At 72.9% G+C, this 14,324-nt stretch carries 16 protein-coding genes; 7 read left to right on the top strand and 9 right to left on the bottom strand.

What is annotated here, in order from left to right; genetic code table 11:
• Positions 1-46 precede the first annotated feature (46 nt).
• Positions 47-1,321 (top strand): MFS transporter, encoded by a 1,275-nt coding sequence (locus HNR14_RS08095; protein ID WP_179700642.1) that lies wholly within the window; start codon positions 47-49, stop codon positions 1,319-1,321.
• Here HNR14_RS08095 and HNR14_RS08090 read toward each other — a convergent pair.
• Positions 1,305-2,327 (bottom strand): NADPH:quinone reductase, encoded by a 1,023-nt coding sequence (locus tag HNR14_RS08090; RefSeq protein ID WP_179700641.1) that lies wholly within the window; start codon positions 2,325-2,327, stop codon positions 1,305-1,307. The genes HNR14_RS08095 and HNR14_RS08090 overlap by 17 nt on opposite strands.
• 19 nt (positions 2,328-2,346) lie before the next feature.
• A complete protein-coding gene (locus HNR14_RS08085) occupies positions 2,347-3,534 on the bottom strand; it encodes a MarP family serine protease (protein ID WP_021758419.1) in 1,188 nt (395 codons plus the stop codon).
• 121 nt (positions 3,535-3,655) lie between these two features.
• Here HNR14_RS08085 and HNR14_RS08080 point away from each other — a divergent pair, with 121 nt between their 5' ends.
• The gene (locus tag HNR14_RS08080; protein ID WP_021758421.1) at positions 3,656-3,832 is read left to right on the top strand and encodes a hypothetical protein; all 177 of its coding nucleotides are present in this window, start codon (positions 3,656-3,658) and stop codon (positions 3,830-3,832) included.
• Positions 3,833-3,895: 63 nt separating this feature from the next.
• On the opposite strand, the gene HNR14_RS08075 is transcribed toward HNR14_RS08080, so the two are convergent.
• The 3 genes from HNR14_RS08075 to HNR14_RS08065 all read right to left on the bottom strand — a co-directional run bounded on the left by HNR14_RS08075 (position 3,896) and on the right by HNR14_RS08065 (position 6,026).
• Positions 3,896-4,612 (bottom strand): copper resistance CopC family protein, encoded by a 717-nt coding sequence (locus tag HNR14_RS08075; protein ID WP_179700640.1) that lies wholly within the window; start codon positions 4,610-4,612, stop codon positions 3,896-3,898.
• On the bottom strand, positions 4,609-5,334 hold the full coding sequence (locus HNR14_RS08070; protein WP_179700639.1) for a YcnI family copper-binding membrane protein: 726 nt from the start codon (positions 5,332-5,334) through the stop codon (positions 4,609-4,611). Before HNR14_RS08070 ends, HNR14_RS08075 begins: the two co-directional genes overlap by 4 nt.
• An 80-nt stretch (positions 5,335-5,414) precedes the next feature.
• Positions 5,415-6,026: a hypothetical protein gene (locus HNR14_RS08065; protein ID WP_179700638.1), complete on the bottom strand. Its 612-nt coding sequence runs from the start codon at positions 6,024-6,026 to the stop codon at positions 5,415-5,417.
• 172 nt (positions 6,027-6,198) lie between these two features.
• Between HNR14_RS08065 and HNR14_RS08060 the strand changes: the two genes are divergently transcribed.
• From HNR14_RS08060 to HNR14_RS08040, 5 genes are all read left to right on the top strand, one after another.
• Positions 6,199-6,636, top strand: a complete 438-nt coding sequence (locus HNR14_RS08060; protein WP_179700637.1) for a YdeI/OmpD-associated family protein — start codon at positions 6,199-6,201, stop codon at positions 6,634-6,636.
• A 28-nt stretch (positions 6,637-6,664) separates the two neighbouring features.
• Positions 6,665-7,333 carry a response regulator transcription factor gene (locus tag HNR14_RS08055; RefSeq protein ID WP_179700636.1) on the top strand — a complete coding sequence of 223 codons (669 nt, stop codon included), beginning with the start codon at positions 6,665-6,667 and terminating at the stop codon, positions 7,331-7,333.
• Positions 7,330-9,018, top strand: coding sequence for a hypothetical protein (locus tag HNR14_RS08050; RefSeq protein ID WP_179700635.1), 1,689 nt, complete (start codon positions 7,330-7,332; stop codon positions 9,016-9,018). The genes HNR14_RS08055 and HNR14_RS08050 overlap by 4 nt, the downstream gene beginning before the upstream one ends.
• Positions 9,019-9,271: 253 nt before the next feature.
• Positions 9,272-10,351: a hypothetical protein gene (locus HNR14_RS08045; RefSeq protein WP_246311544.1), complete on the top strand. Its 1,080-nt coding sequence runs from the start codon at positions 9,272-9,274 to the stop codon at positions 10,349-10,351.
• Positions 10,352-10,434: 83 nt separating this feature from the next.
• Positions 10,435-11,916, top strand: a complete 1,482-nt coding sequence (locus HNR14_RS08040; protein ID WP_179700634.1) for an arylsulfotransferase family protein — start codon at positions 10,435-10,437, stop codon at positions 11,914-11,916.
• Between the two features lie 19 nt (positions 11,917-11,935).
• Here HNR14_RS08040 and HNR14_RS08035 read toward each other — a convergent pair whose 3' ends face one another.
• Genes HNR14_RS08035 through HNR14_RS08020 form a run of 4 tightly spaced genes read right to left on the bottom strand, consistent with a single transcriptional unit; the run spans position 11,936 to position 14,312 of the window.
• Positions 11,936-12,610 (bottom strand): NUDIX domain-containing protein, encoded by a 675-nt coding sequence (locus HNR14_RS08035; RefSeq protein WP_179700633.1) that lies wholly within the window; start codon positions 12,608-12,610, stop codon positions 11,936-11,938.
• A gap of 7 nt (positions 12,611-12,617) precedes the next feature.
• The gene (locus tag HNR14_RS08030) at positions 12,618-13,622 is read right to left on the bottom strand and encodes a YhjD/YihY/BrkB family envelope integrity protein (RefSeq protein ID WP_179700632.1); all 1,005 of its coding nucleotides are present in this window, start codon (positions 13,620-13,622) and stop codon (positions 12,618-12,620) included.
• Entirely contained in the window at positions 13,612-13,857 is a 246-nt protein-coding gene (locus HNR14_RS08025) for a hypothetical protein (protein WP_179700631.1), read from the bottom strand. Before HNR14_RS08025 ends, HNR14_RS08030 begins: the two co-directional genes overlap by 11 nt.
• Positions 13,854-14,312 (bottom strand): phage holin family protein, encoded by a 459-nt coding sequence (locus tag HNR14_RS08020; protein WP_021757635.1) that lies wholly within the window; start codon positions 14,310-14,312, stop codon positions 13,854-13,856. Before HNR14_RS08020 ends, HNR14_RS08025 begins: the two co-directional genes overlap by 4 nt.
• Between the last annotated feature and the right edge of the window lie 12 nt (positions 14,313-14,324).

The following is a 14,324-nucleotide window of genomic DNA, read 5'->3' as shown; positions in this document are numbered from 1 at the left end:
CCTTAGAGTCCACTAAAGCAACGGTATTTGCTTTAAGGAGGCAGTCATGACGACCACAGCGGACGAGCTCTGCGCAACCGGCTCCACCGCCGCCGTCCCGGGCGCGGTGCGGTCCTCCCGCCGTGGGTTCCGGCTGCGGCCCGTCGCGGCGTTCGCGGGCACGGCCCTGGCGTTCGTAGCGGTCGCGCTGGCCGTGGGCGCCCCGAGCCCGCTCTTCGTGCTCTACGAGCAGGAGTGGGGCTTCGCGCCGTGGCTGCTCACGGTCGCCTTCGCGATCTACGCGGTCACGCTCCTCATCACCCTCCTGGTGGCGGGATCGCTCTCCGACCACATCGGTCGCCGGCCCGTGCTGATCGGCGCGCTGGCGCTCCAGGTCGTGGCGATGCTGATGTTCCTGTTCGCGTCCGACATCGGCTGGATCATCGCGGCGCGCTCGGTGCAGGGCGTGGCGACGGGCGCCGCCATGAGCACGTTCACGGCCGCGCTGGTCGAGCTGGCGCCCGAGAAGCAGAAGAAGCTCGGGGCCACCATCGGCAGCACCGCGCCGGTCGGCGGGATCGCGCTCGGCGCCTTCTTCACCGGCCTGGCCGTGCAGTTCGCCTCCGCACCGACGGTGCTCGTCTTCGTCACGCTGGCCCTGCTCTTCGCCGCCGGCATCGTCGTGGTCGCGGCCTCGCCCGAGACGGTCCGCCGCCGCCCCGGAGCGGTGCGGTCGCTCGTGCCGCGGCTCGTGATCCCGCGTGCCGCACGGAGCGAGTTCGTCGGGGCGATCCCGCTCTTCCTCGCCACGTGGATGCTGGCCGGGCTGTTCATCGGGCTCTCGCCCTCCATCCTCCACGGCGTCTTCCACCTCGACAGCGGACTGCTGAACGGCGCGATCGTCGCCGTGCCGCCCGCGGTCGGCGCCGTCGCGGGCCTGGCGCTCACGCGCGCGCCCGCTCGGCGCACTACGGTGTGGGCGATGGCCGCGATCGTCGCGGGGATCGTGCTGGCGGGTGCGGGGATCGCTGGTGCGATCCTGCCCCTGCTGTTCGCCGGGGCGACCGTGGCGGGTGCGGGATTCGGCGCCGGCTTCTCGGCGATGCTCCGCATCCTGGCTCCGCTGGCCCCGAACGACAAGCGGGCGGAGCTGTTCGCCGGGATCTTCCTGGTCAGCTACCTCGCGTACGGGGTGCCCGCCCTGGTCGCGGGCGAGCTGATCGCCACGGTCGGGCTGCTGCCGACGGTGCTCGGCTACGCCGTCGCGATCGCGGGCGCCGCCGTCGTGGCCCTGGTCGTGCAGGCGGCGCGCGTGCGCCGCGAGTTCACACCAGGTCGATGAGCACCTTGCCCACGATGCCGCCTTCGACGGCGTCGTGGGCGGCGGCCGTCTCGGCCAGCGGGAAGCGGGTGATCGGGAGGCCGTGCTCCGCCCCGACCGGCAGCGCGCCGTCGGCGACCGCGGCCGCCACGGCGCGCACCGCGGCATCCTTCACATCCGCCGACGTCGTGTAGGTCAGCACGAACTGCCAGCGCAGGTTCTTCGACATGCTGGGGCGGACGGGGACGCTCACCTCGGACTCGCCGGGGGTGTCCGCGTAGACCGCGATCGTGGCGCCGGTGGCCGCCACGCGAACGTCGAGCTCGGCGTTGGCGGCAGGGTTGACCTCCACCACGATGTCGACGCCGCGTGGAGCCAGCGCACCGATCGCCTGGGCCGTGTCCGGGTCCGTGTAGTTGACGACGTGGTGGGCACCCGCCGCGCGGGCGAGCTCGGCCTTGTCGTGACTGCTCACCGTCGAGACCACGGTCGCTCCGGCCCACACGGCCAGCTGGATGGCGGCGTGGCCGACGGCTCCGGCGCCACCGGCCACGAGGACCGTGCGGCCCTCGAGACTGCCGCGGGAGAGCTCGGTGGGTGCGTGCTCGTACGACGTCAGCGCGCGATGCGCCGTCAGCGCCGGGATGCCGAGGCTGGCTCCCACGTCGAAGCCGACGTCGTCCGGCAGGGCGACGACCTGGCGCTCGGGCAGTACGACCAGCTCCTGCGCGGTGCCGTCCGGACGCTGGTACGCCGCGTCCCACACCCAGACGCGGTCGCCGGCGCGCAGCGACGTCACGCCGTCGCCGACCTCGTCGACGATGCCGGCTCCGTCTTGGTTCGGAACCTGCGGGCGGGGGAGCGGGGCCTTGTCGCCGCCGCCGCGCCGCGACTTCCAGTCCGTCGGGTTCACCCCGGAGACGTGGATGCGCACGCGCACCTGGCCGGGGCCGGCGTGCGGCTCCTCCCGCTCGCCGAGCACGAGCACGTCGGAGTCGCCGGTGGAGGAGTACGTGACAGCCTGCATGCCCCTAGCCAACCACGGGTCAGCCCGCAGAGCACGCCCCCGAACTGATCGGTGCGCTGCCGACGGAGGAGAGCACCGGCCGCAGCTCGGACAGGGCGAGCGCGTACCCGGTGTCGGGGTCGACGGTCGACCGGGCGAACACGACGCCGACCACATCCCCCGCCGAGTCGAGGAGGGGGCCACCGGAGTTGCCGGGGCGGATGGTGCCGCGGAGCGAGTAGATCTCGCGCTCCACGGATCCGCTCTGATAGATGTCGGTGCCGCGGGCGACGAGCTGGTCGCGCACGCGCTGCGGGCTCACGGTGAAGGGTCCGTTTCCCGGGTAGCCGACCGCGTACGCCTGCGCGCCGGACGTGAGGTCCTGGCCGATGTCGAGCGCGGGGGCGCCGAGCCCGGTCACGTCGAGCACCGCGAGGTCGCGGGAGGGGTCGAAGGCCACCAGCGTCGCGCGGTCGAGCGTGTTGCTCCCGGCCTCCCGGACGACGATCGAGGAGGCGCCGGCCACGACGTGCGCGTTCGTGACGACGCGGCCGCGCTGCACCACCCAGCCGCTGCCCTCGGAGTCGACACCGCACGCGGGCTTGGAGGCGAGCACGGTCACCACGGACTGCTCGGACTTCGCGATGTCCGCCGGAACGGAGGCATCGGGCGCCGCGATGGTCTTGATCGACTCCTCGCCCTCGAAGACCTTCGGCAGTCCGGCGCTGGCGAGCGCATCATCCATCGCTCCGAGCACCGTCGAGGCGGGGAGCGGGGCGATGCCGTTGAGGGTGGCGACGACGCGGGACGAGTTCGCGGCCTGGACGACGGTCGCGAGGCTCGTCGACATGGCGAAACCGGCGACCAGCCACACCACGACCGCCCAGGTCGCGAGGCCGAGCACCGCGCCGATCAGCGAATCGAGCCAGCGGATCGGGCCGCGCCGGAGCACCTTGCCGAGCAGGGCGGCGATGCCCCCGGCGATCGCGTAGACGACGCCCGCGCAGACCAGGATGACGACACCGGCCACGATCGATCGCTGCGTGACGCCGGTGAGTCCGTACGAGACGCCCCAGCCGACGACGGTCGGGGCGAGGAACAGGCCGAGCGCGACGCCGCAGCCGAGACCGACCAGGGAGCCGGCCGCGCGGATGGCGCCGTTGGTGTATCCGGCGACCACGGCCAGCACGCCGAGCACCAGAAGCACGACGTCGACCACGATCTCCACGCGCCTTACGATGCCGCACCAGGCTGTGCGGAGCCTCCACTCCCGGTGAGCATCCTCTGGCCCTTGCCTCCGAGCCACCCGGGGCCTACCGTCCGAGGCTCAGAGAGCGAGAGGAACGGACATGAGCGACGAGCAGCGCGGAGACCTCGACCCCGGAGAGCGGGAGATGACGAGCGCGGACCTGACGGCCCACGACGGAGAGCACGGCGAGCTGCCGGACGGCGCGGAGCCGTCGCAGCAGAGCCACCACGACGCCGAGACCGAGGAGGACACCGCCTCGGGCGGCGCTCCCGACTGAGCCGGCACCGCAGCTATCGGACGAGACACGCCGCGCGGTCAGACGACCGCGCGGCGTGTTGCGTCAACTGGAAGGAGGAGTGTTCGCGTCGGCGCCGGCCGCCGCCTCGGCCGCCGGGGGCTTGCGCCGGGCGGTCAGGATGACGATGACGACGCCGATGATGGCCAGCACGACGATAGCGACCGCGATCCCGATGACCAGTCCCAGCCCCGAGTCGTTCGCCGCCGCGGCGGGCTGCGGCGTGGAGGCTGTGACGAGCGGCTCCGAACCGCCGGCGGTCGCCTCCGGGGTCGCCGGATCGGAGGCCGCCGGGGTTTCCGTGCCCGAGCCTCCCGCTGCCGCACCGCACGGGGTCTTCTCGCTGCCCGCCGCCTCCGTGGCGCCCGCGGGCGGCTGGTAGGCGAACGCGTACGAGTTCGAGACCGTGTGGCCGTCGGCCGACACGATCTGGTACGTCACCGTGTACGACCCTGCGCCGCCCAGGGCGACCGGGGCGCTGACGTTGACGTCCGCGACCGTGGCGCAGCCCGTCTCGAAGTGGCGCGTGCCCGCGTCGGGCCCGGTGACCGTCAGCAGCGTGCTGGAGCCGTCGCCGGCCAGGTCGAGCACCCGGTCGTTGAAGGTCAGTGTCACCGTGCTCGGCGGTGCCGTGACCGTCGAGTCCGCCGCCGGGTCGCTGCTCACGAGGTAGTCGTGGGCCGAAGCGGCGACGGCGGGGAGCAGGGCGAGCGCGACGGCGGCGGCGAGGCCGGCCGTCGCGGCGAGGGCGCGGCGCATCATGCCCGCACCTTACCCCGGCGCACGAGCGCCAGCACCGAGATCACCAGGGCGATCGCGCCGAGCGCGAGGCCGCCGATCCCGAGCCCGATCGAGACGGCGGTCGCGGTCGTACCGGCAGCGGGCGCCGGTGCCTCGGTGCTCGTGGCGACCTGGGTCGTCATCGTGCCGCCGTCCTCGGCGGGTGCCGGGGTGTTGACGTAGAGCGTCGGCGCCGGGTGCTCCGGCTCCTTGCCCGAGGCGGGCGTCGCCTCCGCCCAGTCCACGACGCTGCCGTCCGAGTAGTACTGGTGGGTCGGGAGCAGGATCGAGCCGGTGTCGGGCACGGCGCCCGCCGAGATGGTGAACTCCTGGAACTGCCCGGGAGCGATCTGGGTGCCGCTGTCGGCCGTCCAGGTGATGCGCACCGGGGCCTGGGTGATGGTGCCGTCGTCGGTCTTCACCGGCTTCGCGAGCGTCTCGGTGTCGACGGAGGCCGACCATCCCGGGATCGGCTGGTAGCTGACCGAGGTGAACGGCGTCTCGGTCGGCAGGTCGACCACGAGCTTCACCGTGCCCGCAGTCGCGGACTCGGTGGGCACCTTGAACGTGAGGGTGGCGTAGCTGCCGGGGGTCGCCGCGTCGGGGGTGACGTGCACGTGCGCGCTGGCCGCGAGCGGCGCGGCGAGCAGCAGGAGGGCGGTGGAGGTCGCCGCGACGGAGGCGGCGAAGGTCGTCTTCTTCATGAGGGTCCTTAAGTACGGTGCAGGGTCGTCGGATGCGCGTGCGCGCACGCGGACGAGCCCGATCGCGACCGGGACGCCCGTCAGAACGCGCTGGCGAGCGCCGGAGGACCGCGGTGCCGCAGCCGGGCGAGGGGGAGACCGAGGTCGCGCAGGCGGGCCGGCTCGGCCGCGGCGACGGCGGAGACGACCGCGACGACGCGGACGGGGATGGGTGTGGCTCCCGCGACCAGCGCGGCGAAGCGCAGGACGCCGACGCGGGCCGTCGCGAAGAGGCCCCAGAACGCGCGCTCGCCGAACCGGAGCGCCACGACGGTGACGAGCACGGCCGTCGCGTGCGTCAGCCACATCGAGGGGGAGGCGGGGTCGCTGTGCGACGCGGGCATGGCCGCACCGGTCATCGTGAGGTGCGCGCCGGTGTGCAGGTGCCCGAGCGTCGACGTGCCGTCCGCGCCGACGAACCGCGCCGTCCCGTCGCCCAGGCTGAACAGCGCGTGGAAGAGGAACTGGCTCAGCACGACCGAGACGGTCAGCCGCCAGAGCGAGAGCCGCCGCGACGTGAGCGCGATGGAGGCGAGAGTGGCGAACGCGAGGCTGAGCGCCACCGGCACGATGCCGGGCGCAGCGCCGCCGCCTGCGACGTGGAAGAGGGCGGCGACGAAGATCGCGACGGCGGACGCGAGAGTGCCGCGCATTGCGCGTGCCGGCCTCGATCCCATCGGTCCGTCCTCACTCGTCGCCCTCGCGGGCCGCCCTCGTCCGTCGTGGGGCATTCGGAACCAGTCTAGAGAACGGATCGCCGCCGCCATCGCGGTCTGGCGTCGCGGGCCGCGGCCGCAGTATCGTGCGGATCGTGGAGGTGGCCGGATGACATTCCGAGCAGTGCTGCAGCTGGACGGTGCGACCGCGACCGGGATCGTCGTCCCGCCCGAGGTGGTGGAGGCTCTCGGCGGAGGGGGTCGCATCCCCGTGCGGGCGACCGTCGCCGGGGTCGAGTACCCGAGCACGATCGCGATGCGTGCCGGCCAGGCGAAGCTCCCGGTCAGCGCCGACATCCGCACCCGGGCCGGCATCGCGGCGGGCGACGACGTCGAGGTCGACCTCGTCCGCGACGACCAGCCGCGCACGGTGGAGGTGCCGGAGGATCTGGCGGCGGCGCTCGCCGCGGTGCCCGGCTCGCGCGAGCGGTTCGACGCCCTGTCGGTCAGCAACCGCAAGCGCCACGTGCTCGCGGTCGAGGGCGCCAAGGCCGCGGAGACCCGCGCGCGCCGCGTCGCCAAGGTACTGGAGGAACTCGCGGGCTGAGCGCCGCGCGCCGGTTATCCTGTGCTGGATGGCCGAGGAGAGCAAGGGCGTGTGGAGCAGGCGGGTGCTCGTTGTGGAGGACCACGCCCTCATGCGCTCCCTGGTCGCCGACGCCTTCCGTCAGCGCGGGTTCGAGGCGACCGCCGCCGCGTCGGCTCCGGAGGCGCTCGCGGCCCTCGACCAGGCCGACCCCGACCTCCTCGTCACCGACATCGATCTGGGGGAGCGCCCGAACGGCGTCGAGCTCGCGACCATCGTCCGGGAGCGTGCGCCCCACGTCGCCGTCCTCTTCCTGAGCAACCTGTCGCGCGAGGCCGCCGCCGCGCGCGCCAAGGACACCGTCGCCGACGCGTCGTACGTCAACAAGTCCGCCGTGGAGTCGGTCGACGAGCTGGTGGATGCCGCCGAGGCCGTGCTCGCCGACCGTCCCGTTTCCCACGACCGGCCCGGGACGGAGCGCCGCGACGCGCTGCTCCGTCTCAGCGAGGCCCAGCTCGAGACCGCCCGGCTGCTGGCCGCAGGGCTCACCAACGCCGAGATCGCCCGCCGTCGCGGCATCTCCGTGCGGGCGGTCGAGAAGAGCGTCGAACGCGTCTTCCACGCCCTCGGCCTCTCGGCGGGGGAGAGCACGACGCCCCGGGTCGCGGCGGCCACGCTGTACGTCACGACCTTCGGCGATCCCACGTCCGGCCTATGACCGGCCTCGCCCGGGTGCGCGCACGCCGGCTGCTCGCGCGGGCCACGGGCCGGTCGGCGATCACCGTCTGGACCTGGGCGATCACGGCGCCCTTCGCGCTGACCGTCATGTCGGGGCTCCAGTACGTGCGTGGCGGTCCGGGCGCCGTGCTGGCCCTCTCGATCACCCAGCACGTCGTCGTCGGGCTGCTGCTCGCCGCGGGCTGGGGTGTGCTGCGGGTCACGCCGCCGCGGATCCGCGTCGTCACCGTGTTCGTGCTCTTCGCCGCCATCGGCGTGCTGCGGCCCCTGATCTTCCTCGGGGTCGGGCGGGTGCTCGACATCACGGTCGAGACGGGCGACCTCGGCGGCCGGATCGGCATCAACGTCGTCACGACCGTCACGATCTTCACCCTCATCGCCGTCGCGGTCGACCTCGTGCGCGACCATCTCGGCGTCTACCGGCGTCTGCGCGCGGCGCAGCGCGCGTCCGAGCTGGATGCGGAACGCGCGGCCCTGCGCGTCAGCAGCCTGCGGCACGCGGCCGTCGACGACGTGCTCGCCGAGATCGAGCGCGCGGCCGCGATCGCCGACGCGCCGCTGCCCCCGCGCGAAGCCGCCCGCGTGCTGCGCGGGCTCGCGACGGACGTCGTGCGGCCGGTCAGCCACTGGCTGTACGAGAACGACGACACGGCACCGGCGGGTGACGCCGAGGCGCCGCCGGTGCGGTGGCGCGACTGGGTCGCCTCCGTCCTGGGCGGGATGCAGCCCGCGCCGCCCCTCCTGCTCGCCGTGCTCTTCGCGGCGCTCGTCACGCCGTTCGGCTTGTCGCAGTACGGGCTGCTGCAGTGCCTGCCGGCCATCGTGGGCGGCCTGGTCGTCGTCGGGGCGGGCAACCTCGTGGTCTCCCGTGTCGCCGACCGCACGGCCCGGCCGTATCGGGGCATCGTCCTCGTCGTCGGTTACCTCGTCGTCGGAGTGGCGCTGTCCGTGACGACCGACGCGGCCATCCGGGTGCAGGGATTGCGCCCCCATTTCATCTGGTTCGAGGCGGGCACCTACCCCCTGATCGCTCTCGGGGTGGCGCTGGTCGTCTCGCTCTCGGCGCGCATCCGGCTCGACCAGCAGGGGCTCGAGGCCGCGGTGCAGGCGAGCGTGTTCGACGCCGCGCGGCTGCGCGCCGACTACGACCACCAGCGCGCCGCCTTCGCCCGCGTGCTCCACTCGGGCGTGCAGTCCGAGCTGATCGCGGCCGCTCTGGCACTCGGCGCGGGAGGCGGGGACGACGCTTCGGGCGAGCTGCGGAGCGTGGTCGACCGCATCCGTACGGAGCTGCTCGCCCCGCCCGCCGCGCCCGACCCCGAGACCCGCGTCCGCGCGCTCGTGGAGAGCTGGCGGTCGGCCATCGCGCTGCAGGCGAGCGTGGCGCCGGACGCCTGGGACCGCCTGCGCGAGCCGGCGCGCTGCGAGGCCGTGGTCGACGCCATCTCGGAGGGGCTCGCCAATGCCGTCCGCCACGGCGACGGCGGCCCGGTGACCCTGGACGTCCGCTCTGCATCGCCATCAGGGGTCACCGTCGTCGTGTCGTCGGGCGGGACCCTCTCGACGGCGTCGCCCGGGATCGGTCTGCGGCAGCTCGCCGAGCAGGGGACGGTGGAGCTGCGGGAGCTCGGCGGGCGGGTCGAGCTCGCCGTCGTCGTCCCCTGATCCCCGTCGTACCAGCCGTACCCGGGCCGGGGATGTCCGTCGGGCCGGGTTAGATTCTGTCGGTCGGAGCCCCGCATCCGTGCACGGAAAGCCGGGGCGCTTCTGCGCGACCCGAACGCGCGGGATGCGCCCCAGCAGCGGGCCTGCGCGAAAGAATCCGGAATCCATTCGTCTGCATTGATAGAACGTTCAGGCGAAATGGGGTAGAAAGGATCGGGTACGCCCCCGCCCCCTGCCCCACAGGAAGACCAGCTTGCCCCGTTCCACTGCCTCCACGCGGCCCCGCCGCGGATCTCGCGCACCCCTCGTTGTGGACGTCGAGCAGCAGTCGGAACTCACGGCGGACCCGGTCGAGGACTTCACCCGCGGTGAGCACCTGACCGCAGCGGAGGAGCCCGCGGAACAGGTCTTCGGCAGCCGTCGCGCCCGTCTCGAGGCGGAGCGCTCGCGTCCGCGCAAGCGGGAGCGGATCGTCGTCAAGCCGACCACCGCCCCACGCGACGTCGCGAAGAAGTCCGCCGCGCGCGCCGCGGCCGCGAACACCGGCGGTGGCGTCGCCCGCCGACTGCGCGGGACCGGGCGCCCCGGAGAGCACCGTCGCCGCGGCTTCCACGTCGTCGTCATGCTCGCCCTGACCGCCTTCTTCGGCACCGCCGCGCTGCCGGCCTACGCGACCACCAGTGAGGGCTCGGCCATCGGCACAGCCCGCACCGCCCTCGCCGTGCAGACCCTCACCGGCGGCAACACCGACGCGGTCCAGGTCGTCGCGCGCGACGGCATGGACATCCAGGAGAGCCCGCAGGCGCTCGACTCGACCATGAACTCCACGGTCTCGCCGACCGTCCAGGCGCTCGCCATCCAGCTGATGGGCGCCGTGTCGTCGGGCCGGCTCGTCGGATCCACGCCGAACCACCTCCCGGAGATCGCGAACCTGGCGGAGGGCAAGGCCGTCCCGGGCTGCGGCATCGACTACCGCGTGCTGCAGACCATCTCCTTCGCTCTGGCGCACTTCAGCCAGGTGGGCATCTCGGACATCAACCGCCGCTGCACCGGCCAGATCGAGGGCGCCGGAACCGAGTCGGCGCACTACGCCGACGGCGGCGGTCACGCCCTCGACTTCTACCTGCTCAACGGCTCGCCCCTCACCGGTGGCGACGCGAGGTCCATCGAACTGATCCAGCTGCTCGACCCGATCGTCCCGGCCGGTACCGGCCTCGGTCAGATCGGCTGCCGGGCCTCGATCTCGCTCGACAACTTCAAGCCGTTCGACGATACGTGCAACCACGTGCACATCGACTTCCTCAACTCGCAGGGCACCACGATCAAGTACTGATCGGGGGCCGCCCGGCCGCCGTCCACAGCCCGCTCATAGGCGTGACCTGGAGTCCGCCCATCGCTGCGCGGATAGTGGAAGGCATGGACCAGAACCCGAGCCTCTCCCGTCGCGCCCTCATCACGGGAGGCGGTGTGGTCGTGGTCGGGATCGCGTCCGCGCTCGTCGTGGCCTCGCGTTCGACGGCGGGCTCGAACCCCTCTCCGACGGCCACACCCTCCGCGGCCGGTCCGACGATGCGCACCTTCCACTCGACCGACCTCACCGTGCCCGCGGTGTCGACGGTGAAGACGGGCACCACGGCGGCGGGGCTGGTGTTCGTGACGCAGCAGGTGTCGGGATTCAACGGGCTGATCATGGACGACGACGGCGAGCCGGTCTGGATCGAGCCGACGAAGGCCAACGTGACCGACCTGCGGGTCCAGTCGTACGGCGGTGCCCCGGTGCTCACCTACTGGACCGGGAAGAGCACAGGCGGTCACGGCGCAGGGACGGGTGTCATCCTGGACACGTCGTACGCGCAGGTCGCGACCGTCTCCGCGGGCGGCGGCCTGGATGCGGATCTGCACGAGTTCAACCTCACGGATCGCGGCACCGCGCTCATCACGGTCTACGAGACGGTCCCGGCCGACCTCAGCTCCATCGGCGGCCCGAAGCAGGGCTTCATGTACGACTGCCGGGCGCAGGAGATCGACGTCGCGACCGGAGCGGTGCTGCTGGACTGGAAGGCCAGCGACCACATCCCCGTCTCCGAGACGTATCTGGGGCTCAGCCAGGACGCCGGCCACGACGGGACGACGGCCGGACGCGCCTTCGATCCGTACCATCTCAACGCGGTCGACGACGCCGGCGAGCGGCTGCTCGTCTCCTCCCGGCACACGCACACCGTCTACGCGATCGACCGTTCGACCGGCGAGGTGGAGTGGCGGTTCGGCGGCAAGAAGAGCGACATCGCCGTACCCGATGACGCGGCGTTCGCCTGGCAGCACGACGTGCGCGCGCAGGACGACGGCACGATCACCCTCTTCGACAACCATCTCTACTCCAGCAGCGCCGGAGGGACCTCCCGCGGGCTCGCGTTCCGCGTCGACGAGACGGCGAAGACGGCGACGCTCCTCCAGGAGTACGCCACCGCCGGCCATCTCGGCACCGCGATGGGGAGCACCCAGGTGCTTCCGGGCGGGAACGTGCTCGTCGGGTGGGGCACCGACCCGACCGTCACCGAGTTCACGGCCGCCGGCGACGTGGTCTGGGAGGCCACCCTCGGCGCGATCTCCTACCGGGCGGCGCGCAACGAGTGGGCGGCGCATCCCGCGTCCGCACCGGACGTCGCGGCGAAGGCGGAGTCCGGAGGGACCCGCGTCTACGCGAGCTGGAACGGCGCGACGGAGGTGGCCGCCTGGCGCGTGCTCGCCGCCACGACCGGCGACCCGAGAGCCGTCGGCCAGGTGACGCGCTCCGGGTTCGAGACGTCGCTGCTCGTGCCGGCGGCGGCCACGGTGGCCGTGCAGGCCCTGGATACCGGCGACGCGGTCCTCGGGACGTCGAAGACGGTCACGGTCTGAGCGCGGCCGGCGCACGGACTCAGCCGAACAGGTTCAGCGCCGCCCACTGCAACAGGATGACCGTCTTGCCGTCGGCGATGCGGCCGTCGGCGATCATCGCGAGGGCGTCGTCGTAGGGGACGACGACCGGCTCGATCTCCTCGCCCTCGGCCTCCACTCCGCCGCCGCCGTCGATGTCGGCCGGTCGGTAGGGCGCCGCGTAGAAGTGGACGCGTTCGGTCACCGAGCCGGGGCTCATGTAGAGGTCGAAGAGGTGCTCGAGCTCGCCGATGCGTACGCCGAGCTCCTCGGCGGCCTCGCGGCGGATGGCCTCGTCGGGCGCGTCGCCGTCGAGCAGGCCGGCGGCGGCCTCCACCAGCATGCCGTCGGGATGGCCGTTGACGTAGACCGGGAAGCGGAACTGGCGGGTCAGCAGCACCGTGCGCGCCTCGGGGTCGTAGAGCAGCACGGTCGCGCCGTTGCCGCGGTCGTAGGTCTCGCGGGACTGCGTGGTCCAGGAGCCGTCGCGGCCGCGGTAGTCGAAGGTGGTGCGGCGCAGCACGTGCCAGCCGTCGGAGGTGACCTCGACGTCGCGCACGCGCACGTCCGCGTTGCCCGTGAGGTCGCGCCCGGTCAGGTGGAGGCCGGTGCGTCCGCGCGCGTCCGCCCGGTCGTGTCCCGCTCGCTCGTCCCGTGCATCCTGCTGATCGTTCACGTTCGGACTATTCGCCGTCTCGGGCGGCGTGCTCCTTGCGGAGCTTGCGGGCCGCGAGGACGACGCCCGCCTCCGCGTCGCGCGCCTTGACGATCGCGGCGTCGGACTTGAGCGGCAGGCTCAGCCCGTACTCCGCCTCCTCGCCGGCCAGGATCTCGCGGGCGCGCTCGACCTCCCGATCGAGCTCGGCGCCGAGGAGCAGCGCGACGTTGGCGATCCAGATCCAGAGCAGGAAGACGATGATGCCAGCGAGTGCTCCGTAGGTCTTGTCGTAGCTGCCGAAGTTGGCGACGTAGAACGCGAACCCGGTCGACGCGATCCCGATCACGACGATCGCGGCGATGGCTCCCGTCGTCAGCCAGCGCAGGCGCGGGTAGCGCACGTTCGGCGACACCCCGTAGAGCAGGGCGACGAGCACCACCAGCGCGGCGACCACGATCGGCCAGCGCAGGATCGACCACGCCGTCTGCGCGGCGTCCCCGAGCCCGATGGCGTCGCCGATGGCCTGCGCGATGGGGCCGGAGACGACCAGCAGGATCGCGACGATGGCCACGAGGGCGAGGGCGGCGATGGTGACGAGGAGCTGCGCGGGGCGCAGCGCGAACGTCGTGCGGCCCTCCTCCACGTGGTAGACGCGGTTGAGGGCGCGGCCGAACCCGCCGACGTACCCGGAGGCCGACCACACGGAGCCCACGATGCCGATGGCCAGGGCGATCCCGGTCGCGGGGGACTCGGCCAACGCCTCGATCGGCCCGCGCACCACGTCGAGCATCCCCGGCGCCAGCTGGTTCACCATCCCGAACAGTGCGTCGATGCCGGTCTTGCTCTGACCGACCAGGCCCAGGATGCTGACGAGCGCGATCATCGCCGGGAACAGCGACAGCACGCCGAAGTAGGTCAGACCGGCAGCGAGGTCGGTGCAGGCGTCACGGGAGAAGCGGCGGAGCGTGCCCTTCAGGATGAAGCCCCAAGGGAGCCTGACCCAGGGGACCGTGGGGCGCTCAGCCGTCACGCCGGCGCTTCCGGATGAGCAGGGCCGCGATGCCGGCCGTGGCCGCGACCACGCCGAGGAGCACGCTGCCGGCGGCGACTGGGTGCGAACGGATCTGGATGCGCGGGTTGAAGGTGGCGAAGATGTCGTCGAGGGTGCGCGCGAGCTCGCTGCGGGTGACCTCGAGGTCGAGCTGGATGGTGTTCATCCCGGCGCCCTTCGGCAGGGGCGGGCGGGTGGTGGTCGGCGCGGTCACGGCTGCTCCCCCTTCAGGGCGTGTGCGTCGGCCCGCAGTTCGGAGCCGAGGTCGTCGGGGATCGGCGGCACGCCGCGCTTGAGGCTGGCGCGGCCGATCAGGGCGGCGATGATCGCGAGCACGATGAGGATGCCCGCGACGATCAGGGCGGCGAGCCAGGCCGGCACGATGAGGGCGAACCCGAGCACCGCGGCGGTCACCAGCACGCAGAGGGCGAAGAACACGAAGACCAGCGCACCGACGAGCAGGCCGGCGCCGATCCCGGCGGCCTTGGCCTTCGCCGACATCTCGGCCTTGAAGAGGGCGAGCTCGGAGCTGACGAGCCGCTTGAGCTGCGCGACCAGATCCCGGGTCAACTCGGGCAGGGGGCGCAGCCCGCGCGTCGTGCGCCGACGCTCTCGGGGGATGGCGGAGCCCGCCGTGGGGGCTCCGGTGCTCGTGTTGTCGTGACTCATCCTGTGCCGTCT

The organism is Leifsonia naganoensis, assembly GCF_013410615.1.
Taxonomy (GTDB): domain Bacteria; phylum Actinomycetota; class Actinomycetes; order Actinomycetales; family Microbacteriaceae; genus Leifsonia; species Leifsonia aquatica.
This window is presented reverse-complemented; position numbering and strand designations above follow the sequence as displayed.